Raw genomic sequence first — 22387 nt, 5'->3', positions numbered from 1 at the left:
AACTTCCGGGGCTCCGCACGGTTCGCCGCGTCCGGGCACTGCGAAACAGCCCGCGAGCGGGTCCTATTACGCTGGCGGGCATGGAGAGCCTGCGCCTGATCGACGAATGGCCAGTGGACCACGCCGCGGCCGGGGTGGTCTCCGCTTCCGGCGAGGTGCGCGGACGCCACGGCGACCCGGCCCGCCCGTTCCGGCTGGCGTCAGTCACCAAGCTGCTCACCGCTTACACCGCGCACATCGCGATCGAAGAGGGCGTGGTCGAGCTGGACACGCCGGCCGGACCGGAAGGCTCGACCGTCGCGCATCTGCTCGCGCACACCTCCGGGCTCGCTTTCGACGCGCACAAGGCGATGGCCGAGCCCGGCACGCGCCGGCTGTACTCCAACGCCGGGTTCGAGGAGCTGGCTGACGCGCTGGCCGAACACTCCGGCATCGAGTTCGCCGAGTACCAGCGGGAAGCGCTTTTCGAACCGCTGGGCATGACGTCGACCCGGCTGGACGGCTCCCCCGCCGCGGGCGCGGTGTCCACAGTGGACGACCTGCTGCGGTTCGCCGCGGAATTGCAGGAGCCCAAGCTTCTCGCACCGGAAACCCTGAACGCGGCTACCGAAATCGCGTTCCCCGGCCTGAACGGCGTGCTGCCCGGCTTCGGGCACCAGAAGCCGAACGACTGGGGGCTCGGCTTCGAACTGCGCGACCACAAGAGCCCGCACTGGACGGGCGCGAACAGTTCGCCGCGCACGTTCGGCCACTTCGGGCAGTCGGGCACTTTCCTGTGGGTGGACCCGGACGCGGGCCACGCCTGCGTCGCGCTCGCCGACCGGTCGTTCGGGCCGTGGGCCGCGCAAGTGTGGCCGCCGTTCACCGACGCTGTGCTGGCGGAACTCTCCGCGTGAGACTCCGGTCCGCGCTAGCCGCGCTGGTGCTGCTCGTCGCGGGCTGTTCCGCACCGGCCGCGCAAACCCAAACGCCGCAGGCGTTGCCCGCGCCGGACGCCCCGCTTCCGTTGGGCACCAACGGCGCCGCAGTCCCCGAGCTCGACTGGGCGCCGTGCCACGGCGGCGGTTTTCAATGCGCGACCGCGCCGGTTCCGTTGAGCTATCGCGATCCCGGCGGCGCGAAGCTGAATCTGTCGGTGATCCGCATGCCCGCCACCGATCCCGCGCACCGCGTCGGGTCGCTGGTGATCAATTTCGGCGGACCGGGCACCGACGGGGTCGGCGAGCTGATGCGGTTCGGCCCCCGGTACCCGGAAGAACTGCGAGCCAAGTTCGACCTGGTGAGCTTCGATCCGCGCGGGATCGGCGGCAGCGCCCCGGTGCAGTGCCCGGGAACGCCGCCCGCGGCTGGTTCGCCGCTGCGGGACAGCGCGGCGTTCTGGGCCGCCAGCGCGGCGGTCGGCAAGTCGTGCGCGGCCGGCGCCGGCGCGGAGTTGTCGCATCTGTCGACCGCGAATGTCGCGCGAGACATGGATTTGCTGCGACAGGGGCTGGGCGAGCAGCAGCTGAATTTCTACGGCTATTCCTACGGCACGTATCTCGGCGGCACCTACGCGAACCTGTTCCCCGGCAAGCTGCGCGCGATGGTCCTCGACGGCACGCTCGACCTCGTCGCGAACTCCACTGGACAGCCCGGTCAGCAAAACAAGCCGGTCGACGTGCGCGCCGACGTCGCGACCGCGCAGCAGCAGGAACTCGAAGCGTTCTTCGCCGCGTGCAGCGCTGCCGGACCGGACAAATGCGCGTTCGCCGGGGGTGACCTGAAGCAGAAGTTCGCCTCGGTGTACGCCCGGCTGACCCATGGTCCGGTCGGCGGCATGACGGTGGCGTCGCTGATGGAAACGATCGACCGGGCGCTGTATCAATCAGCCCGCTGGCCGCGGTTGGCCAAGACGCTCGCCGGGCTCGTACCGTCCTCGCCGGTCTCGCCCGCGCCGGTGCTCGATCCGCGCGTGCCGACGCATTCGCCCGGCTTCCTCGCGGTGCAGTGCCTGGACAGCGAACTCCCGCAGGATCCCGCCGCGTACGCCGAACTCGCTGCCGCCGAAGCGAAACGGCAGCCGTATTTCGGAATCGCGCCGGTGTTTTCGATGGCGCAGTGCGTCGGCTGGCCGGCGCGGGACGAGGACCGGTACCTCGGCCCGTGGAACCGGCCGCGCCAGCACCCGATCCTCATCCTGGCCAACCGGAACGACCCGGTCACGCCGCTCGCCAACGCCCAGGCCACCGCGCGAGAACTCGGCGACGGCCACGTGGTCGTGGTCGACGGCGCCGGGCACACCACGCTCGATGTGCCCAGCACGGCCGCTTCCGCCGCGACGACGCGGTACTTCGCGGACCTGACCGCGCCTGCCGACGGGACGGTCTACCCGCCGGAGGTCCGGCCGTTCCCCTAGCCGTTCAGCACGTTGATCGGCTCGCCCGCTTGGAACGCGGCGATGTCCTCCACCGCGCCGCCGTAGAAGATCTCGTACGTCTCCCGGCTCACGTACCCGATGTGCGGGGTGAGGATCGCGTTGTCCAGCGTCCGCAACGGATGGTCCGCGGGCAGCGGCTCGACATCGTAGACATCGAGCGCGGCCGCGGCGATCTTCTTGCCGCGCAACGCGTCCAGCAGTGCGGCTTCGTCCACGATCGGTCCGCGCGAGGTGTTCACCAGGAGCGCGGTCGGCTTCATCGCGGCGAATTCGGCCGCGCCGACCAACCCGCGGGTGCGCTCGGACAGGACCAAATGGACTGACAACACATCGGCTTGGGCGAACAGGTCCTCTTTGGACACCGCGGCGACCCCGTGCTCGGCCGCCCGCTCCGGAGTGAGGTTCTGGCTCCAGGCAATCGGTTTCATCCCGAACGCCTGGCCGATCCGCGCGACCTCGGCCCCAGCCTGCCGAGCCCGAGCAGGCCGAGGGTCTTGTCCCGCAACGCCATTCCGAGACCGACCTGCCAGCCGCCCTCGCGCATCGAACGGAACTCCACCGGCAGATTGCGCGCGCCGGCCAGGATGAGCGCCCACGTGTGTTCCACCGTCGGCGACGCGAGGGCACCGGTCGCCGACACCACCACGCCGCGCCGTTTCGCCGCGTCCAGGTCGATCGCCGCGTTCCGCCGACCGGTGCTGACCAGCAGTTTCAGGTCGGGGAGCCGGTCGAACACGGCGGCCGGGAACGGCGTGCGCTCGCGCATCGCGACCACGACGTCGAACCCGGCCAGCCGCTTCACCACCTCGTCAGGTCCGGCGAACGGCTCGGTGAACACCTCGATCTCCGCCCCGAGCGGCTCCCAGTCCGCACACTGGAGAGCCACGTTCTGGTAGTCGTCGAGAATCGCGATCTTCATGCCGCCCACCGTAGCCGCGAAGTCAGGCGTTCCGCGCCCGCTCGATGATCTCGTCGATCACATCGTTCTTCGCGTCGGCGTAGTTCTGCACGTACTCCCACACCTGCGCGGCGAGTTCGCGTTTCTTCGCCAGGTACAACGCCAGCTCCTCCGGATGAGTGCGCAGCCGGTCGCGGAACAGCAGGTACCGCTCGGTCTGGCCGTTGCCCGGCGAATGGACGTGCAGGTTGATGTTCGTGTCCGGTCCCTTGAAGCACCGGTGTTTCTCCCACTCCGGCTCGCGGATCACCAGCCGGTAGCCCGCCGCTTGGAGATCGGGGACGTACGCCGCTTCGTCGTCCGAATCGGGCACTTCGAGCAGAATGTCGACGACCGGCTTCGCGGCGAGCCCGGGCACCGAGGTGGAGCCGACGTGTTCGAGCAGCAGCACGCGGTCCCCGAGCGCCGCGCGGATCCGCTCTGCCTCGCGTTCGTAGAGCCGCGGCCATTCCGGGTCGTACTCGGCGAGGGTGATGGTGGTGCCGTGTTTCGGAGCCTCGCCGACCCACGCCGCCTGGATTTCGTTCTCGCTGAACTGTTGCCTGGTCACCGTGTGATCCCCCTGATGCTGGTTGAAAACAGCCAGCCAGAATATCAGGAAATCGGCAACGGCAGGATGTTTCCACTCGCCTCGCGGAGCGCCGCGCGCATTTCCTCGCGCGGGGCCGGTCGGCCGGTGAACTGCTCCGTTTGCCCGAAAGCCTGGTGCAGCAGCATGTCGAGCCCGGTCGCGATCCGGCCGCCGCGGCGTTCGACCGCCTCGGCCAGCGCGGTCGGCCACGGGTGGTAGATCACGTCGAGCACGCTGCCGATCCGGGACAGCTCCGCCAGGTGCGGCACGACGGCGTCCGGCGGCACCGTATTGACCAGCACCGCGGTACGGTCCGCCAGCTCCGAGAAATCCGTTTCGGACCAGCGCAGCACGTCCGCGTCCAGGCCCGCGCGCTTGGCCGCGTCCACGGTTTCCGCGGCCCGCGCCGGTTCCCGCACCACCAACCGCACTTTCGTGACGCCCAGCGCGGCCAATCCGACCACCGCGGCCGCCGCCGTCCCGCCCGCGCCGAGCACTACCGCTTGATCGCTCGCCGAAGGCGAGTAGCCACCGGCATACCGCAGCGCGCCGGTCACCCCGTCGACGTCCGTGCAGTCGGCGAGCCAGCCGTCCGGACGACGCACGAGCGTGTTCGCCGCACCGACCGCGGCCGCCCGCGGAGTGACCTCGGCGGCGTAGTCGAGCGCCGCCCGTTTGCCGGGCATAGTGACCGAGAGGCCGACCCATTCCGGGCCGAGACCGTCGACGAACCCGGGCAGTTCGGCGGCGTCCGTCTCGATCCGGTCGTAGGTCCAGCCGGCCAGGCCGAGCGCCGCGAACGCCGCGCGGTGCAGCACCGGCGACAGCGAATGCGCCACCGGCTTGCCCAGCACCGCCGCGCGGCGCGGCCGGTCAGTAGACGCCACGCTGCTCCGCCAGGCGCTTGTTCTCGTTGTGCTGGTCGTTCGTGACCGCGAAGCAGGAATGCCCGTCCTTCTCGCATTTCACGAAGTACGCCCAGTCGCCCGGGGTCGGGCTGATCGCGGCCTTGATCGCCTCCATGCTGGGCACCGCGATCGGCGTCGGCGGGAGACCGTAGTTGGCGTACGTGTTGTACGGCCCCGATTTCGCCCGGTCCTCCGGTTTGGTGAGCAGCGTCGGACGGTCCAGCACGTAGTTGACCGTCGAGTCCAGCTGCAGCCGGATGCGCTGCGACAGCCGGTTGTAGATCACCCGCGAGATCTTGCCGAAGTCCGGGGTGATCGCCTCGCGCTCGATGAGCGACGCGATGATCAGCGTCTGGTACGGCGACATCCCCGGCCCGGTGTTCTGCGCGGTGAGCCCGGCCGCCTGGATCGCGTCGGCCGACTGCTTCACCAGGTCGGTGATCAGCTCGGTCGCGGTCCAGCCGGGTTTGACGTCGTAGACGCCGGGCGCGATCAGGCCTTCGAGCCGTTTGTCCTTGCTCAGCGCCTTGCCCGCGTCGGCCAGCGCCCACTCCGGCACGCCGAGCGCCTTGAGATCGGCGTCGGCGACCGTCTTGCGCAGCTGGTCCACCGAAATGCAGGTGCTCTTGCCGTTCAAAGTGGCGCACGACGCCTTCGACATCAGGCTGAACACGCCCGGCGTGACCTTGCCGCCCGGCTGCGTGATGTCGTCGAACTGGGTGTACGGCCGGATTTCCAGCCGCCCGACCCGCGCCGCCGGCGAGGTGATCAGGTCGACCGCGCTCTCGCCGGACATGTGCTGGCGCAGCAGGTAGTACCCCTGCTGGATCTTGCTCAGCGCGGTGTTTTCCGCCCCCGCCTTCACGAAGGCCCGGGAACTCGCGACCACGCCCGCGTCGGCGAGCTTCGCGCCGATCGCGGACGTCGTGTCGCCCTGTTCGACCTGCACGAGCGCGTCGCCTTCGCCCGAACCGTCGAAGTCGGCGTAGCCGAAGATCTTCTGGTACCCGAACCAGGCCCCGCCGCTGAGCAGGACCAGCACGAGCACCGCGGCGATCCAGCCGAGCGCGCGCTTGCGCTTCTTGCGCGGCTTCTTCGCGGGCGGCTCCTCGACCGGCGGCTCGGCGCCGTCTTCGGGGTAGCCGTCCTCGTCGTAGCCGTCGTATTCGTCGTAGTCCTCGTACTCGCCGTATTCGTCGTACTCGTCGTCGAAGAGGCCGTCGATCCGGTGCTCGTCCGGGTGCTCGGGTTCGTGCGCGGCCTCGGGCACAGTCGGGATCACCTCGGTGGGCTGCTCGACCGGCTGCCTGCGCGGCGGCTGGTTGCGCGGATCGCGCGGCATGGACGCGTCCGCGAACCGCGGGTCACGCGGCATCGAGGCCTCGGCGAACCGAGGATCCGGCGGCATCGACGCGTCCGCGAAGCGGGGGTCACGCGGCATCGAAGCTTCGGCGAACCGAGGATCCGGCGGCATCGACGCGTCCGCGAAGCGGGGATCGCGGGGCATCGACGCATCCGCGAACCGAGGATCCGGCGGCAGGGAGCCGTCCAGCGGCGGAGCGGGAGCGCGCCGAGCCGGAGGCGGCATTTCCGGTGCCCGGCGACGACCCGGCGCGGCAGCCTCCACCGGCAGGTCGGCCTCGTCGCGGCGACGGCGGCCGGACGGCGGCTCGGCGGCCACCGGAGGCGGAATGTCCTCGCGGCGACGGCGACGCCCGGCAGGCGGCTCGCTCGGCGACGGCGCGTCCGCGAGACGGCGACGGCCCGCCGGAGGTTCGGCGTCCACCGGAGGCGGAACGTCGTCGCGGCGACGGCGTCGACCGGCGGGCGGCTCGGCATCCGCGGCCGGAAGCTCGTTTCCGGCCACCGGCGCCTCGGTCGGCGTGATGCGGCGCGGGCGGGCGCGCGGAAGGTCGTCGGCCGCGTGCGGCGGCAAATCCCAGTCCTCCGCCGAGCGCTTCGGCCGGTCCTGCGGCGCGACCGGACGACGACGCCGGGTCGGCGGCGCGTCCGCGGCCGGGCGACGCGGCGGTTCGGCCGGACCCGACCGGTCCGGTGCGCCGCGCCGGGGCGCTTCGCCGGCCGGGAGAGGCGCTCCCTCGGGCGCGCGGCGGCGTCCTTCCGGGGCGGGAGGACGCCGTCGTCCGCCGGGCGGCATGCCCTCGGCCGCCGGGCGGCGGGGAGGGAGTTCGTCTTCGGGCTCGCGTCGCCTGCGCCGTCCGCCCGGTGCGCCCGAACCCGGTGCGGGGTCCGGCATTTCCGGGTTGTCGGGATTGCGCAGCCGACGGCGGCCGCCCGGGTTGCCGGAGCCGCGGGGGTCGGTCATGAGTCGCCTTTCCGGGCGCGGTGCGCGGCGGCGGCGTCGAGCCAGGCTTGCAGGATCTCCACAGCCGCTGCCTGGTCCACCACGGCGCGCTGCTTGCGTCCCTTGACCCCCCGCTGGGACAGCATTCGCGACGCGGTGACCGTCGTCAACCGCTCGTCCGCCAGCCGCACGGGCACGTCCCCCACGCGCCCGGCGAGCTTCTCCGCATACGCGAGCGCCGTGTCCGCGGCCGCGCCCTGCCGGTTCGCCAGCGTCCTCGGCAAGCCCACGATCACCTCGACCACCTCGTGTTCGGTGACGAGTTCGGCAAGCCGGTCCAGATCGCTGTCGTCCTTCGCATCACGGGAGAGGGTAACGAGCGGGCTCGCGAGGACGGGGGCGGGATCGCTCAGCGCGACTCCCACCCGGACAGAGCCGACATCGACCGCGAGCCGCCTGCCCCGCCCCGGATCGGCCTCGCCGGGCCGGTCCGGGCCTCGCCGGGGATTAGCGGCCAAGGTTCGCGACCGCCGCGCGCAGCGCCGTCACGGCCTGCTCCGCGCCCGCCGGGTTGCTGCCGCCGCCCTGGGCCATGTCCGGCTTGCCGCCGCCGCGTCCGCCGATCGCCTCGGCGAACGACGGCACGAGCTTGCCCGCCGCGATGCCCTTGTCGCGCGCCGCCGAGGTCGTGGCGACCACGAAAGCCACCTTCTCCCCCGCGGGCGCGAACAGCGCGACGACCCCGGCACGGTCGCCGAGGCGGCCGCGGATGTCGGAGGCGAGCGCGCGCAGGCCGTTGCCGTCGACGTCCGGCACGACCTCGGCGACCACCGAGACGCCGTTGACGTCCTCCGCCTTGTCCGCGAGCGCGCCGGCCGAGCCGAGCACCTGCTTCGTGCGCAGCTGCTCGATCTCCTTCTCGGCGTTCTTCAGCCGGGTCAGGACGTCCTCGATCCGGCCGGGCAGCTGGTCGGACGGCACCTTGAACGTGTTCGCCAGCTGCGACACGAGCAACTGCTCCTTGCGGACGTGCTTGAGCGCGTCCGGGCCGACGAGCGCCTCGACGCGGTGCACGCCGGAGCCGACCGACGCGTCCGACACCAGCTTGACCAGGCCCAGCTGGCCGATCCGGGCGACGTGCGTGCCGCCGCACAGCTCGCGCGAGTACTCGCCCATGTCGACGACGCGGACGTCGTTGCCGTACTTCTCGCCGAACAGCGCGACCGCGCCCAGCTCGAGCGCCTTGTCCTTGGTCGTGGTGTAGCTCTGCACCTCGACGTCGGTCTGCAGGTAGTCGTTCACTTCCTGCTCGACCTCGGTGAGGATGTCGGTCGACACCGCGCCCGGCGTGGTGAAGTCGAACCGCATCCGGCCCGGCGCGTTGAGCGAACCGGCCTGCGCCGCCCGCTTGCCGTAGGCGCCCCGGACGGCCGCGTGCACGAGGTGCGTCGCCGAGTGCGAGCGCTCGATCGAGAGCCGGCGGTTCGCGTCCACCGATCCGGTGAGCCGGGTGTCGATCCCGACCTCGCCCTGGGTGACCTCGACGCGGTGCACGAAGAGGCCCGGCACGATCTTCTGCACGTCGAGGACCTTCAGCTCGACGCCGTCGCCGACCAGCACGCCGGTGTCGGCGATCTGCCCGCCGCTCTCGGCGTAGAACGGGGTGCGGTCGAGCACCAGCTCGGCCTTGCCGCCCGCGGCGACGCTGCGCACCGGCAGGCCGTCCTCGAGCAGGCCGACGACCTTCGCGTCCGCCTGCAGCTCGGTGTAGCCGAGGAACTCGGTTTCGCCGTGCTGCTCCAGCACCTTGCGGTACTCGGACAGGTCGCCGTGGCCGCTCTTGCGCGCCGCCGCGTCCGCCTTGGCGCGCTTGCGCTGCTCCTCCATGAGCGTGCGGAACCCGGCCTCGTCCACGGTCAGGCCCTGTTCGGCGGCCATCTCGAGCGTCAGGTCGATCGGGAAGCCGTAGGTGTCGTGCAGCTGGAAGGCCTTGTCGCCGGCGAGGACGTCGCCGCCGCCCTTCTTCGTCTCGGCCGCGGCCAGGTCGAAGATGCGCGAACCGCTGGTGAGGGTGGCGAGGAACGCCTCCTCCTCGACGCGCACGACCTCGGATATCCGGTCGAAGCCGCTGACCAGTTCGGGGTAGGTCGGGCCCATGGTCTGGCTGACGACCTTCGCGAACTCCTGCAGCACCGGCTCCTGCACGCCCAGCAGCCGCGTGGAGCGGACGATGCGGCGCAGCAGCCGGCGCAGCACGTAGCCGCGGCCGTCGTTGCCCGGGGTGACGCCGTCGCCGATCAGCAGCACGCCGGTGCGCGCGTGGTCGGCGATGACGCGGAAGCGCACGTCGTCGGCGTGGTTGGCGCCGTAGCGGCGGCCGGAGAACTCCTCCGCGCGGCCGATCACCGGGCGCACCAGGTCGGTCTCGTACACGTTCTCGACGCCCTGCAGGATCGTCGCGACGCGCTCGACGCCCATGCCGGTGTCGATGTTCTTCTTCGGCAGCTCGCCGATCGGCGGGTGGCCCGCCTTCGGGCTCAGGTCGCCGCGGACGTCCTGCATGAAGACGAGGTTCCAGATCTCGATGTAGCGGTCCTCGTCGGCGACCGGGCCGCCCTCGCGGCCGTACGCCGGGCCGCGGTCGTAGTAGATCTCCGAGCACGGGCCGCCGGGACCGGGCACGCCCATGTCCCAGTAGTTGTCCTTGCCGTCGCGGACCTGGATCCGGTCGCTGGGCAGGCCGGTGAGCTTGCGCCACAGCCCGGCCGCCTCGCTGTCCTTCTCGTAGACGGTCGCCCAGATCCGGTCCGGGTCGAGGCCGAAGCCGCCGTCGTCCTGGGACTTGGTGATCAGCTCCCAGGCGTTCTCGATCGCGCCTTCCTTGAAGTAGTCGCCGAACGAGAAGTTGCCCGCCATCTGGAAGAACGTGTTGTGCCGGGTGGTCTTGCCGACCTCGTCGATGTCCGGCGTGCGCACGCACTTCTGCACCGAGGTCGCGCGCGGGTAGGGCGGCGGGGCCTCGCCGAGGAAGTACGGCTTGAACTGGACCATGCCCGCGTTGACGAACAGCAGGTTCGGGTCGTCGAGGATCAGCGGGGCGCTCGGCACGCGCGTGTGGCCCCGGCTCTCGAAGTGGCGCAGGAAACGGTCGGTGATCTCGTGTGTGTCCACGGGTGAAGTCCTTGTGCTGGTGACCCGGCTTCGGCCGGGGAAAGGAAACGGGGGTCGGAGGCGGCGGAAGGCGCGCGGAGATCAGCCCTCCGCCCGGCGAGCTCGCCGGGCGGGGCGACGTGCGGCGTGCCTGCCCGCACCCGAAGGCGGCGCGACGGCGGCGGTCCGCTCCTCGACCATGTCGTGCAGCTCCTGTTCCCGTTCGTTCATCCCGGCGCGCACCTCGGCGCCAAAAGAACCGACGGCGCCCGCGAGTTCCCGCACGGCGTCGCCCAAGTTCGATGCTAACCCGGCCGGCGTGGCCTGACGAGCGGTTTCGCTCGCCTTGCGGCTCAGCGCGACCCCGGCGACGACCCCGACCCCGAGCCAGAACAGCCGCTTCACTTCTTCCCCCGGCGGGCCGGGCGCTGCGCCTTCGCGGCCTTGGCGTCCTGCTTCTTACGGCGCGCGCGGAGGGCTTTGCTGATCCCGTACGACAGCGCGGCGGTCTTCACCAGGGGGCCGCCGAGCGTCGCGGTGAACACCGACGAGAGCGCGGACACGTTGCCGCTCACCGCCTGTGCGTTCGCGGTGATCCCGTCGACCCGCTCGAGCTGCGTGTTGACGTGCGTGATCGTCTCGTTGGCCCCGATCAGGATCGGGTCGCTGCTCTCGTGCGCCTTGCGGATCGCGATCGTCGCCTCGTCCAGCGTGCGGCCGAGCTTGAGCAGCGGGATCGCCAGCAGCAAGACCAGCAGTACGAAAGCTCCTGCGGCGATCAGCGCGGCGATCTGCCCTGCCGACACGGGCCCTCCTCGGGTGGTGCGGGGTCTTAGGTGGTGTGAGGTTACCGCCTGCGGCTGTGTCTGATTGCGGCGGCTTCGCCGCCGCGGCGAGATCGCCTGGAAGTCGGCGTGTTAGCGAGTGGTGCGCCCGCCTGGGGGCGGTCACACCACTCGCTAACACGCCGACGCGATCTCGCGGCGGAGCTGGCCGTCGCGGAAAACCGTTCGCGGATGCTCGTCCGGACTGGTCTCCTCGCCCCATGGACTCCTCGAACGGGCGCGGCCCGCTGCACCGCGTGCTGGCCGGGCCGGGCGGTCCGGCCGCTGACGTGCTCGTAGACCTCCCCGGCGCCGACCTGACGACGTTGCAATTGGAAGTAGCCCGCCGTCGAGCCGCGAAACTGCGCGGTCCGGACGTCCTGCGCCGCTACCGCGAGGACCGGTTCACCCCGCCCGCGCCCTTGCCGTTCGAGGTCTTGCGGCGGGTCGAAGACGCATTGCTTTCCGCCGCGCCGCCGGAATTCGAACGAGTGACGCTGTCGCCGGTCACCCCGCTCGGCGCCCATTCCGCCGTGGCCGGGCTGGCCCAGCACCGCGTCGTCCCCACCGGCCGCGGCACGGAAGTCGCCGCGGACCCGACGAACGGGCTGGCGCTGGAAGCCGCGGTCCGCCGCACCGGTTCCTCGCCGGTGCGGCTCGCCACCGTGCAGCGCGTCGTCCGAGCCCAGCCCCCAGCTCCCGGGTTCTTCGCGCACTTCTCCCTCTTCGCGGCCGTCACCGCGGGTCGCGACCGAGGCAGCCTGGCCTTCGAACGTGAACACCTGATTGAGCACGCGCGCTTCCTCACCGCCGCGGTACGCAGCGTGGGCGCCCGCGCCGCCGGGTTCCAAGTGACCACATTGGACAGCCGCTTCGCCGGCTTCACCGCTTCCGTGCGGGCGGCTTTGCCTGACGCAGCCGTCTCCGACGCCCCAGACCGAGCCGTCGGCCGCGACTATTACTCCGGTCTGTGCTTCACCGTCACCGCCGACTTCGGCTCCGGACCGCTGCCCGTCGGCGATGGCGGCTTCACCCCGTGGACCGCACGGTTGCTGGGAAACGCCAAGGAACGCCTGCTCATCTCCGGCATCGGCGTGGACCGGGTCGCGTCGTTGCTCAGCGCTTGACGATCCCCTCGTACACCGCCGCCATGTCGTCCTCGCCGTGGCCCGCGTCGACCGCACTCTCCAAATGCGCCAACGCAGCCGCCGCCCCGCCGACGTCGATCGCGTGCCCCGCGGCCTCCACGACCAGCCGCGCGTCCTTCGCCGCGAGCGAGGCCGGGAAGCTGGCCGGGTAGTCGCCGGACAGCATCATCGGCCCCTTCATCCGCGCGTAAGGCACGTCGAACCCGGTGCCGCTCATGACGTCGAAGAACAACTCCGGGTCCACCCCGAGCACCTTCGCGAGGGCGAGGCTTTCGCCGGTGCCGTTGGTGAGCGCGAGAATCCAGGCGTTCATCACCAGCTTGAGCCGCGTCGCCGTGCCGGGTTCGGTGCCGAGCCAGCGAGTCTTGGACCCGATCGCGTCGAACACCGGCGCAGCGCTGTCGTGCACGTTGTCCGGCCCGGCCGCGAGCACCTGCAACTGCCCTTGCTCAGCGGGCCCCTTCGTGCCCATCACCGGACAATCGACAAACGGCACCCCCGCCGCGACGGCCGCCTCCGCGAGCCGATCGACCCACTCGATGCCGACGGTGCTGGTCTGCAGCCAAATCGTCCCCGGTGCGAGCGAAAGCCCGCGGAAGACCTCAGCGACCGTCGGCCCGTCCGCGAGCATCGTGACCAGGAAATCGGCCCCCTGAACCGCTTCGCCGGGCGACCCCACGACGGCAACGCCCTCCGCCGCAAGCGGCTCCGCCTTGGCCCGAGTACGGTTCCAGGCCCGCACGGTCAACCCAGCGCGAGCAAGATTGGCGGCCATCGGACGGCCCATGATTCCGGTGCCGAGGAATGCGACTGTGCTCATCCGGCCATCGTGCCGCCCACCGCGAGAATCGGCAGGATCAGCGCCCCACCGCGCCGGAATACCGTCCGCGACCGGCACCAACCCGGCGATCACGACAATCCGCTCCCCGACGACCGTTCCCGGCCAGGCCACCCTTCCGTGAGGGGCCCCTTCACGGAACTAGATTCCCTCAAGGAGCCCTTCACGGACCACCCGCAACCGGAACCGCGGACCCCCACGCGCCCAGCCACGCGAGCCGCGGACCCGCCCCGACAACCGCCGCCGCTGCACCCACCCATCGAGGCACCCAGCCCCACCCCATGCACCCCCACAAGCCGCAAGCACCGCACCCAAAGCGAGGCACCGAGCCCCAGCCCGCACCCCCACAAGCCGCAACCGCTACACCCAACAATCGAGGCACCCAGCCCCCGCCCTGCACCCCGATACGAAGCCTCCCTGCGGTCTTGGGGTGCTNNCCGCCTTGACAAGCACCCCAAGACCGTCAGCACAATCAAGCTTCGGGGTGCCCCACGCCACCAGACTGGGCGCAATGTCGCCCGCCAGGGCGACGAGCCGCCCCCGAGACTCACCCACCCACCACCCCGCCAACCCGCGAGGCAGCCAACTCCTCAAACCCAGGAAACTCCCCCGGCTCCACCACCCGCACCACCGGCCCCCGGCCCCGATCCGGGCCAGCATGCCGAACCCGAACAGTCACATACCCACCCCGCGGCCCGCCGTCATGCCAATGCGAAACCCCAGCCGGCACCGTCAGCACATCCCCGGGCTCGCACAACACCGCGTGCACCTCGCGCCCGGCATGCAGGTACCACACCGCGGACCCCCGGACGAAAAACCGCTCCTCGACTCCGCCCCAGCTGCGCTCCACCAGGGGAGGCTCCCCGGCGATGACGTCCACCGCGTGATACCCGGGCCCGGCGACCCGGGCGTCGATCAACTCCCGGTACCGATCCAGCAACGCGGCGTCCGAACCGCCGTCGTCCGCCACGGGCCACCGGGCGAACCGGGCCCCCACCCGTCCGAGCTCGGCGACGATCGCCCCAGTGTCCTCGGTCCGCAGCAGCACATGCCCAGGCTGATCGTCAGGCCACACGGTCAACAGCGTCATCGCCGCCCCCTTCTCCTTGAAGTGGAGCAACCGGCGACGCCCCCGGATGTTCCCGGCTAAACGCGAACCGCGGAGAAAGTGGCGATCTTCACTCAGTCCCCGCTCACCGGGACGTTCACCCTTGCCGCTCCCCGCGGATGGTCCGCCGCAGCCGGGGAACCCGTTCCGCCAGCGTCCGCTCCCCGCCGCGCTGGGTGGGCTCGTAGTAGTCCCGCCCGACCAGTTCGTCCGGCGGGTACTGCTGCGCCAGCACCCCTTCCGGCACGTTGTGCGGATACCGGTACCCCTGGGCGTTGCCCAGCTGCTTCGCCCCGGCGTAGTGCCCGTCCCGCAGATGCGGCGGCACCGTCCCGATCTTCCCCGAACGGACATCGCTCAACGCCGTGTCGATCGCCGTGACCACCGCGTTCGACTTGGGCGCGGTAGCCAGGTGGATCGTCGCCTGGGCCAGGGCGAGCCGCCCTTCCGGCATCCCGATGAACTGCACCGCGTGCGCCGCCGCCACCGCGGCCTGCAACGCGGTCGGATCCGCCAGCCCGACGTCCTCGCTGGCGTGCACCACCAGCCGGCGCGCGAGGAACCGGGGATCTTCCCCCGCCTCGATCATCCGGGCCAGGTAATGCAGCGCCGCGTCGACGTCCGACCCGCGGATCGACTTGATGAACGCACTGATCACGTCGTAGTGCTGGTCGCCGTCGCGGTCGTACCGGACGGCCGCCTTGTCCACTGTGGACTCGACCACGGCCAGGTCGATCGTCTTGTTCTCCGTCGCGGACGCGGCGTCCGCCGCTGCCTCCAGGGCGGTGAGCGCGCGCCGCGCGTCGCCGCCGGCGAGCCGCACGAGGTGCGCTCGCGCATCGTCGCTCAAGGTGAGTTCGCCGCCGAGACCGCGCTCGTCGGTCAGCGCGCGCTCCAGCACCGCGACGATGTCGTCGTCGGTGAGCGGCCGCAGCTGCAGCACCAGGGACCGCGACAACAGCGGCGACACCACCGAGAACGAGGGGTTTTCCGTGGTCGCCGCCACCAGCAGCACCGTGCGGTCTTCGACCGCGCCGAGCAGCGCGTCCTGCTGGGTCTTGGAGAACCGGTGCACCTCGTCGATGAACAGGACGGTGTTCTCGGTGTTGTACTGCCGGCGCCGCCGCGCCTCTTCGATGACGCCGCGCACCTCCTTGACGCCCGCCGACAGCGCGGACATCGCGACGAACCGGCGTCCGGTGGCGATCGACACCAGGTTCGCCAGCGTGGTCTTGCCGGTGCCGGGCGGGCCGTAGAGCAGCACGGACGCCGGGGCGGCCCCCTCGACCAGGCGGCGCAGCGGAGCCCCTTCCCGCAGCAGGTGCTGCTGGCCGACCACCTCGTCGAGCGTGCGCGGCCGCATCCGGACCGCGAGCGGCGACGTCGCCGGGTCGGCCTGCGGTTCGGCTTGGTTCGCTCCGGAGGGTTCCGGCGGCGGCCCCAGGTCGGGGTTCACCGTGAAGAGTTCGTCCTGTGCCACGCAGACGACGGTATCCGACCACCCCGACAATCCCGCTCGCCCGGCCCCGCGACGGGCGCGGAGGGGCAGACTGGGGCGATGGTCTCCTCGGTCGCGGTGTTGTCCGATATCCACGGCGTGCTGCCCGCGCTCGACGCGGTCCTCGCCGAACCCGACGTCCAGGCTGCCGACCTGGTGGTGCTGTGCGGCGACCACGCCGCCGGACCGCTGCCCCGGCAGACGCTCGACCGGCTGGCTTCGCTCGGCGAGCGCGCGGTGTGGGTGCGCGGCAACGCCGATCGCGAACTCGTCACGCTCGCCGGCGGCGGTCCCACCAAGATCCCGGACCCGATCGGCCCGTGGGCGGCGACCCAGCTGCGGCCGGACCAGATGAAGCTGCTCGACGGCTTGCCGTTGACGGTCACGCTCGAAATCGACGGGCTCGGCGAAGTGCTGTTCTGCCATGCCACTCCGCGCGACGACGAAGAGGTCGCACTCGTGGACAGCCCGCTGTCGCGGTGGGCGGAAGTCCTGGACGGCGTCACGGCCGAGACGGTCGTGTGCGGGCACACCCACATGCCGTTCCTGCGGCTGGCCGACCGGTGCCGCATTGTCAACCCCGGCAGCGTCGGAATGCCTTACGGCACAACGGGTGCGCACTGGGCGCGACTAGGTCCTGGCGTCGAGTTGCGGCGTACTGCTTACGACGTGGAAGACGCGTGCCGGAAGTTGGCGGAAACGTCGGAGTACCCCGGAATTCACGACTGGAACGACTATTTCGTGCGGAATCCGGCGTCGGACGCGGAGGCGTTGCGGGTCTTCAGCCCACGCGCTCGCGGAACGAGCGCCACATGATCACCGCGGCGTAGGGCAGGAACTCCCGTCCGCGCCGCCAGAGCCACGGCACGCCCTTCGCGACGAGCCAGCCGAGGTGGGCAGCCGCGCTGGGTTCGACCCCGCCGGAGCAGGTGAGGCTGACGGGTTGCGGCACCTCGAAACCGGCTGCCGCGGCAAGGGTCGTGAAGCCCTGGGCGAGCATGCGGTGGCCCAGTTCGGAGGGGTGCAGCCGGTCGACGCTCCATACGGTGAGGTCGTAGGCGCCGGGCAGGGTGTCCAGGTTCAGGCACGCGATGCCTTCTGCTTCCACGACCCGGTCGATGGCTTCATTCAGCTCCGCGACGCGAGCGCTGAGGGCTCGCTTCAGCGACGGCGGGAGGCGGAAGACCTTGCTGTGGTCGTGGAAACGGACTGGCAGGACTGTGGTTCCGACGGCGGTCAGCTCGCGGACGACGGCGGTGAGGTCCTCGGCGATCTTCTCGGGGTCGAAGTCCGGGCGCAGCGTGTCGTTCATTCCCACCACGACCAGGGCGAGGTCTGGGCGGTGGGCGATCGCCTGCGGGAGTTGCTCGGTGCGGACGCAGGCCATGCGCGCACCGGTGAAGGACGGGTTCAGGTAGCCGGATTCGTCGATGCCCAGCGCCTCCGCGACCAGCGGGCCCACGCCTCGCCAACCGGCCCGGTTGGGGAGGGGGTCGCCTAGGCCGACTGCCGTGGAGTCGCCGAGGACGGCCAGGCGGGTCGCTCGGCGGAGGGTCGGGGCTGGGGCTGGGTGGACGGGGGCTGGTTCCGGGGTGACTCCGACGCTGATCACGGTCACGACGAAGACCATCCGGCATGCAGGCTCACCGCTGGTGATGGGGAGGTAACGCGGTATGGACGGAGGTGGGAACTTCCGGTACTCGGGGTGGGGGCTGGGTGCCTCGATGGGTGGGTGCACTGGTGCGGTTGGTTGGCGACGGGGCGCGGCTCGCGTGGGTGGTCGCGTGGGGGTTGGCGAGTGCGGGTGATCGCCCTCGAAGTGGCCGTGGGTGCGGGGACATGCGACTACTGCGGCATTGGGGCGCACCGCGGCGGCTGCGGTAGGGTGGCCGTCCGGTCGTGAAGGGCCCCTTGAGGGAATCTAGGTCCGTGAAGGGGTCCCTCACGGGCGGCGGCGGGTCGTGAGGGGAACCCTGAGGGAATCACGGTCCGTGAACGAGTCCCTCACGGAAAGCAGTGAAGGCTGCGGGGGCGCGTCAGCGGAAGGCAGGGTAGAACGCCAGGTCGGCGTGCGGGCCCAGGCGGGCGGCGAGGGCGGCGGCGACTCGCGTGGAGTGTTCGGCTACCTCGGTCAGGCGCGAGTAGCCGGCGTGCCTTGCCAGTTCGCGCCACCACGTGACCAGGGCTGCCTCGCGGCTTACCGGGGTCGCGTGCCTGCTCAGGTTCAAGTGCGGGAGCAGGTCGCGGGTGACGTGCCAGACTTGCAGCATTTCGCTGATGGTCAGCTGTTTGGCCAGCTCGACATCGTCGGCGAAGGACGGCCACACGTCGACGATTTCGGCTCGCCAAGCAGCGATCATCGCCTCGCTCATGCCTGCGGGCAGCGCCATCGCGCGCGGGTCCGAGACGAACGGCAGGCGTAGGCAGGAGGCGTCGACCAGGGCGGTTCGGACTCGGCCGCGTTCGAAGTCCAGGAAGCGGACTCCCGCGCCCGTCACCAGGTTGTTTTCCGGGGCCAGTTCGACGGGGCTGAAGGCGCGGAAGGCCGGCGAGCGGGCTTGGGCGACGGCCTCGGCGACGCGTTCGCGCACTGCCTCGGGGACGGCCACGTCCAGCAGCTCGGAGAGGAGTTCTTCGACGTCCTCGGCCAGTCCGCCCAGACCGTCGTCGTCGGTGCGGATCGGGCCGCCCAGGCGGCGCAGCAGGGCGTTGAAATCGGCTTCGCGGCTGGCCGTGCTGGCGTGCAGGCGGCCCAGCGAGCGTGCCCAGGACAGGAGTGCTCGCTCGGCGGCCCGGGAGTCGCGGGCGGTCAGCTTGTCCTGCAGGGTGGGGGCGCGGCCCAGGTCCTCGATCACGAGCACGCGGTGGCCGCCGTCGTGGGCCAGGAGTTCCGGGCACATCCGCTCGTCCGGAGCCAGTGCGGTGAACAGCTGATAGCTCACGGCTTCCTGGGCGAACGGATCGACCCGGCCGGGTTCCGGCGGGTCCGGGTAGTGCTTGACCACCAGGGTGCGCGGCAGCGCGAACGAGGAAGACACGACGCGGGCCCGGACGACCGTCGCCGGGCCGCTTCCGGAGAGGTGCTCGGGCGAGACCAGCGTGATCGCGCTCCCGAACCGGCGCGTCAGCACCGCCTCGCCCGCCGCGACCGCCGCGGCCACTGCGAGTTCACCGGCTTCCGCCCGGACTCCAGCGTCGCCGGCGGAGGAGGTGTCGACTGTCATTGTCACCGACCCTACTCGTGACTGAGCAACCATGACCACAACGTTCCGGGCGCCGGGACGCGCCCGGAATCACCCACGGGAAAGCGGACGCAACAACGCGGCGGATCGTTGCTTGCGTCGGCGAACTATCAGCACAATGGCCGCAGCAAGAACGATTCCGAAGAGGTTGACCAGCAGCTGCAGCACCGAAAAACCGGTCCGGTCCCAGCGTCCGGCGACCGCCGCGACCATCGCGTAACCGGCCGCGGGGACGGTCGTCACCGAAATGAACACGCCGACCAGCGCCGCCGATTTCGCCGACGTCATCGCGAGCATTCCGGCCGCCCCGGCGAGCAATGCCACCACGAACGACGCCGGCCCGACTTGGTACACGAAATCGACCTGATGGTTGTTGACAATCGCGTCGGGGTCGAAAAGGCCGGCCGAGCTGCCGAGCAGCACGCCGAACAGCGTGATCGCCATGGAGATCGGGAACCCGGCGACCAGCGCGACCCCGGCGCGGCGCACCAGGTCCCAGCGGCGCAGCACCAGGCCCACCGCGATCGCGGCGAGCGGACCGAACTCCGGTCCTACCACCATCGCGCCGACGATCGTGACCGACGAGTCGGTCAGCACGCCGACCGCGGCGAGCAGGCACGCGATCGCGAGGAATGCCTGAAAAGTGGCGTTCCATCGCGATTCCTCGCCGGTGCGGCCGAGCAGCTCCTGCCACACGACCGCGTCCGCGCCTTCGCCGGGAGCGGCTTCCTCGGCCGCGTCGGCGGCGTCGGACAGCGCGGTGTCCAGCGCTTCCATCGTGATGCCGCCGCTGCGGTCGAGACCGAGCGTGCACAAGGCGTCGACGATGTCGTCGGCCGCTTCCCGCGCGATGTCCGCCTCGATGAGGTCGCCCTCGGGCGAGACGGACGCGCCGCGGTGCACGATCAGGTGTGCCGCGCCCGGGTGGGTGCGCAGCAGCTCCAGCGTCTCGTCAGCGCGCTCCGGCGGGCAGATCGCCCTGAGGTGCAGCACTACCAGCCGCCCTCGCCGGGCACGCCGCGAGTCGCCACTACTTCTCCTGGGCGGCAGCCGGTTTGCTCTGCGGGACCGCCGGTTTCGCGTCGATCCCGGCTTCCTTGCGCTGCTGCGCGGTGATCGGCGCGGGCGCGGCGGTGAGCGGGTCGTAGCCGCCGCCGGTCTTCGGGAACGCGATCACGTCGCGCAGCGAATCGGCCTTCGCCAGCAGCATCACGATCCGGTCCCAGCCGAACGCGATGCCGCCGTGCGGGGGCGCGCCGAACTGGAACGCTTCGAGCAGGAAGCCGAACTTCTCCTGCGCTTCCTCCTCGCCGAGGCCCATCAACGCGAACACGCGCTTCTGGACGTCCTCGCGGTGGATACGGATCGAGCCGCCGCCGATCTCGTTGCCGTTGCAGACGAGGTCGTAGGCATAGGCGAGCGCGTTGCCCGGGTCCTGCTCGAACTTGTCGATCCACTCCGGGGTCGGCGAGGTGAACGCGTGGTGCACGGCAGTCCACTTGCCGGAGCCGACCGCGACGTCGTCGCCGATGTCCTCGACCGGCGCGAACAGCGGCGCGTCCACGACCCACACGAACGACCAGGCGTCCTCGTCGATCAGGCCGAGCCGGCGGCCGATCTCGTCGCGCGCGGCGCCGAGCAGCGGCTGCGCGGCGGAAACCTTGCCCGCGGCGAAGAAAATGCAGTCGCCCGGCTTCGCGCCCGCGGCTTCGGCGACGTTCGCGCGCTCGGTCTCGGACAGGTTCTTGGCGACCGGGCCGCCGAGCGTGCCGTCCTCGTTGACCAGGACGTACGCCAGGCCCTTCGCGCCGCGCTGCTTCGCCCACTCCTGCCAGGCGTCCAGCTGACGGCGCGGCTGCGAGGCGCCGCCGGCCATGACGACCGCACCGACGTACGGGGCCTGGAACACGCGGAACGGCGTGTCGGAGAAGAAGTCGGTGAGCTCGGTGATCTCGAGGTCGAAGCGCAGGTCCGGCTTGTCGGAGCCGTACTTCGCCATCGCCTCGCGGTAGGTGATCCGCGGGATCGGGGTTTCGATCTCGTGGCCGATCAGCTTCCAGAGCGCCTTCACGATGGCCTCGCCGACCGCGATGACGTCGTCCTGCTCGACGAAGCTCATCTCGATGTCGAGCTGCGTGAACTCGGGCTGGCGGTCGGCGCGGAAGTCCTCGTCGCGGTAGCAGCGGGCGATCTGGAAGTAGCGTTCCATGCCGCCGACCATGAGCAGCTGCTTGAACAGCTGCGGCGACTGCGGGAGCGCGTACCAGGAGCCCGGCTTGAGCCGCGCGGGCACGAGGAAGTCGCGGGCGCCTTCCGGGGTGGAGCGGGTCATCGTCGGCGTCTCGATCTCGACGAAGTCCTGCGCGTGCAGCACCTCGCGCGCCGTGCGGCTGACCTCGCTGCGCAGCCGGATCGCCGCCGCCGGACCGCTGCGGCGCAGGTCGAGGTAGCGGTACTTGAGCCGGACCTCCTCGCCGACGTCGACCCGGTCGTCGATCGGGAACGGCAGCGGCGCGGCCTCGGACAGCACTTCCAGCTCGGTGGCCAGCACCTCGATCTCGCCGGTGGCGATGTCCGGGTTCGCGTTGCCCTCGGGCCGCTTCGACACCTCACCGACGACCTTCACGCAGAACTCGGACCGCAGCGCGTGCGCGCGCTCGGCCATCTCGCCCTCGCGGAAGACGACCTGCGCGACGCCGCTGGCGTCCCGGAGATCGATGAAGATGACTCCGCCGTGATCGCGCCGCCGCGCCACCCAGCCGGTGAGGGTGACGGTCTGACCGGCTTGTCCGGCACGCAGAGTGCCGGCTTGATGAGTGCGGAGCACTGCGACTGCTCTCCCTAAGTCCACGAGGTTCGGGTGCGGCGGGTGTGCGGGGTGAGCCGAACACGCATTTCGCCGGATACAGAGGCTAACGAACTCGGTGTCCGGGGGTGCGGGCAGGTTTGGCTCGGGGCGGCGGGGCCGGGTCGGCGGAGCGAGATTCCGCGGCGGGCTCGGGCTGATGGGAGCGGTGGGGCGGAGCGCCGCCGGACTTTGACTGGTTCGCCTCGCCAAGCTCGTTCCAGGACACTTGCCAGCCGGGCGCACGAGTCCCGACCGCCGTCGACGCGGTGGTCCGCGGTTCGGCACGATGCGGGGGCGGGCTGCCCCGGGTCCGCCCGCTCTCCCCAAGCGGGTTCGTCTGGCCACCCGTTTCGCCGCATGGACCATCACGCAGGAACCCAGGCGCCCCCATCGCCGAATTGCTGTCGAACCCACGCGGCAGAGTCGATTCCTCGCGACCAAGCCACGACGACCGCCCGGCTCCCGCCTCCCGGCTCCCGCCTCCCGGCACCCGCCTCCTGGCACCTGGCTCCCGGCACCCGGCACCCGGCACCCGGCACCCGGCACCCGGCACCCGGCACCCGGCACCCGGCA

17 protein-coding genes and 2 pseudogenes are annotated in these 22387 nt (G+C 71.1%); 4 read left to right on the top strand and 15 right to left on the bottom strand.

The features are described 5' to 3' along the window. Positions 1-80 precede the first annotated feature (80 nt). Complete coding sequence (locus tag L942_RS20765) at positions 81-896, top strand: serine hydrolase domain-containing protein (RefSeq protein WP_037362899.1); 816 nt, start codon at positions 81-83, stop codon at positions 894-896. Beyond that, positions 893-2395 carry an alpha/beta hydrolase gene (locus L942_RS20760; RefSeq protein ID WP_037362898.1) on the top strand — a complete coding sequence of 501 codons (1503 nt, stop codon included), beginning with the start codon at positions 893-895 and terminating at the stop codon, positions 2393-2395. Before L942_RS20765 ends, L942_RS20760 begins: the two co-directional genes overlap by 4 nt. Here the strand turns inward: L942_RS20760 and L942_RS20755 are convergent. The 8 genes and pseudogenes from L942_RS20755 to L942_RS20720 all read right to left on the bottom strand — a co-directional run bounded on the left by L942_RS20755 (position 2392) and on the right by L942_RS20720 (position 11114). Beyond that, positions 2392-3335: pseudogene (locus L942_RS20755) on the bottom strand (D-2-hydroxyacid dehydrogenase family protein). The gene L942_RS20760 and the pseudogene L942_RS20755 sit on opposite strands and share 4 nt — an antisense overlap. Before the next feature lie 25 nt (positions 3336-3360). Further along, positions 3361-3924 (bottom strand): annotated as a pseudogene (locus tag L942_RS20750) (GrpB family protein); the annotation flags it as partial. Positions 3925-3968: 44 nt separating this feature from the next. Continuing rightward, positions 3969-4832, bottom strand: coding sequence for a shikimate dehydrogenase (locus L942_RS20745; RefSeq protein ID WP_081655152.1), 864 nt, complete (start codon positions 4830-4832; stop codon positions 3969-3971). After that, positions 4819-7179, bottom strand: coding sequence for an endolytic transglycosylase MltG (gene mltG / locus L942_RS20740; protein WP_326929351.1), 2361 nt, complete (start codon positions 7177-7179; stop codon positions 4819-4821). The genes L942_RS20745 and mltG overlap by 14 nt, the downstream gene beginning before the upstream one ends. Continuing rightward, a complete protein-coding gene (gene ruvX, locus L942_RS20735; RefSeq protein ID WP_037362893.1) occupies positions 7176-7676 on the bottom strand; it encodes a Holliday junction resolvase RuvX in 501 nt (166 codons plus the stop codon). The genes mltG and ruvX overlap by 4 nt, the downstream gene beginning before the upstream one ends. Beyond that, a complete protein-coding gene (alaS, locus tag L942_RS20730) occupies positions 7666-10329 on the bottom strand; it encodes an alanine--tRNA ligase (protein WP_037362891.1) in 2664 nt (887 codons plus the stop codon). Before alaS ends, ruvX begins: the two co-directional genes overlap by 11 nt. Positions 10330-10410: 81 nt before the next feature. Beyond that, on the bottom strand, positions 10411-10713 hold the full coding sequence (locus tag L942_RS20725) for a hypothetical protein (protein WP_037362888.1): 303 nt from the start codon (positions 10711-10713) through the stop codon (positions 10411-10413). Further along, complete coding sequence (locus L942_RS20720; protein ID WP_037362885.1) at positions 10710-11114, bottom strand: DUF948 domain-containing protein; 405 nt, start codon at positions 11112-11114, stop codon at positions 10710-10712. The genes L942_RS20725 and L942_RS20720 overlap by 4 nt, the downstream gene beginning before the upstream one ends. 239 nt (positions 11115-11353) lie before the next feature. On the opposite strand from L942_RS20720, the gene L942_RS20715 reads away from it, so the two are divergent. Further along, entirely contained in the window at positions 11354-12259 is a 906-nt protein-coding gene (locus tag L942_RS20715) for a hypothetical protein (RefSeq protein WP_037362883.1), read from the top strand. Here L942_RS20715 and L942_RS20710 read toward each other — a convergent pair. The 3 genes from L942_RS20710 to L942_RS20700 form a co-directional block, all read right to left on the bottom strand. Further along, the gene (locus L942_RS20710; RefSeq protein WP_037362880.1) at positions 12249-13100 is read right to left on the bottom strand and encodes an NAD(P)-dependent oxidoreductase; all 852 of its coding nucleotides are present in this window, start codon (positions 13098-13100) and stop codon (positions 12249-12251) included. The genes L942_RS20715 and L942_RS20710 overlap by 11 nt on opposite strands. 565 nt (positions 13101-13665) lie before the next feature. Beyond that, a complete protein-coding gene (locus L942_RS20705; protein ID WP_037362970.1) occupies positions 13666-14208 on the bottom strand; it encodes a hypothetical protein in 543 nt (180 codons plus the stop codon). 115 nt (positions 14209-14323) lie between these two features. Continuing rightward, positions 14324-15706: a replication-associated recombination protein A gene (locus L942_RS20700; protein WP_037362877.1), complete on the bottom strand. Its 1383-nt coding sequence runs from the start codon at positions 15704-15706 to the stop codon at positions 14324-14326. A 78-nt stretch (positions 15707-15784) separates the two neighbouring features. Between L942_RS20700 and L942_RS20695 the strand changes: the two genes are divergently transcribed. Continuing rightward, on the top strand, positions 15785-16540 hold the full coding sequence (locus L942_RS20695) for a metallophosphoesterase family protein (protein WP_037362874.1): 756 nt from the start codon (positions 15785-15787) through the stop codon (positions 16538-16540). Here the strand turns inward: L942_RS20695 and L942_RS20690 are convergent. The 4 genes from L942_RS20690 to aspS form a co-directional block, all read right to left on the bottom strand. Continuing rightward, a complete protein-coding gene (locus tag L942_RS20690; RefSeq protein WP_037362871.1) occupies positions 16506-17354 on the bottom strand; it encodes an SGNH/GDSL hydrolase family protein in 849 nt (282 codons plus the stop codon). The two genes, L942_RS20695 and L942_RS20690, sit on opposite strands and share 35 nt — an antisense overlap. A gap of 406 nt (positions 17355-17760) precedes the next feature. Then, on the bottom strand, positions 17761-18948 hold the full coding sequence (locus L942_RS20685; protein WP_037362868.1) for a hypothetical protein: 1188 nt from the start codon (positions 18946-18948) through the stop codon (positions 17761-17763). 69 nt (positions 18949-19017) lie between these two features. Then, a complete protein-coding gene (locus L942_RS20680) occupies positions 19018-19959 on the bottom strand; it encodes a DUF389 domain-containing protein (protein WP_037362865.1) in 942 nt (313 codons plus the stop codon). A 37-nt stretch (positions 19960-19996) separates the two neighbouring features. After that, positions 19997-21793: an aspartate--tRNA ligase gene (gene aspS / locus L942_RS20675; RefSeq protein ID WP_037362863.1), complete on the bottom strand. Its 1797-nt coding sequence runs from the start codon at positions 21791-21793 to the stop codon at positions 19997-19999. Positions 21794-22387 lie beyond the last annotated feature (594 nt).

The sequence above is a fragment of the Amycolatopsis orientalis DSM 43388 genome (assembly GCF_000411975.1).
Classification (GTDB): Bacteria; Actinomycetota; Actinomycetes; order Mycobacteriales; family Pseudonocardiaceae; genus Amycolatopsis; species Amycolatopsis orientalis_D.
This window is presented reverse-complemented; position numbering and strand designations above follow the sequence as displayed.

Coding starts and splice junctions, on each gene's coding strand:
- L942_RS20705 (WP_037362970.1), bottom strand. CDS start 14,208: ATGACGCTGTTGACCGTGTGGCCTGACGATCAGCCTGGGCATGTGCTG.
- L942_RS20765 (WP_037362899.1), top strand. CDS start 81: ATGGAGAGCCTGCGCCTGATCGACGAATGGCCAGTGGACCACGCCGCG.
- mltG (WP_326929351.1), bottom strand. CDS start 7,179: ATGACCGACCCCCGCGGCTCCGGCAACCCGGGCGGCCGCCGTCGGCTG.
- L942_RS20715 (WP_037362883.1), top strand. CDS start 11,354: ATGGACTCCTCGAACGGGCGCGGCCCGCTGCACCGCGTGCTGGCCGGG.
- L942_RS20690 (WP_037362871.1), bottom strand. CDS start 17,354: ATGGTCTTCGTCGTGACCGTGATCAGCGTCGGAGTCACCCCGGAACCA.
- L942_RS20685 (WP_037362868.1), bottom strand. CDS start 18,948: ATGACAGTCGACACCTCCTCCGCCGGCGACGCTGGAGTCCGGGCGGAA.
- L942_RS20710 (WP_037362880.1), bottom strand. CDS start 13,100: ATGAGCACAGTCGCATTCCTCGGCACCGGAATCATGGGCCGTCCGATG.
- L942_RS20695 (WP_037362874.1), top strand. CDS start 15,785: ATGGTCTCCTCGGTCGCGGTGTTGTCCGATATCCACGGCGTGCTGCCC.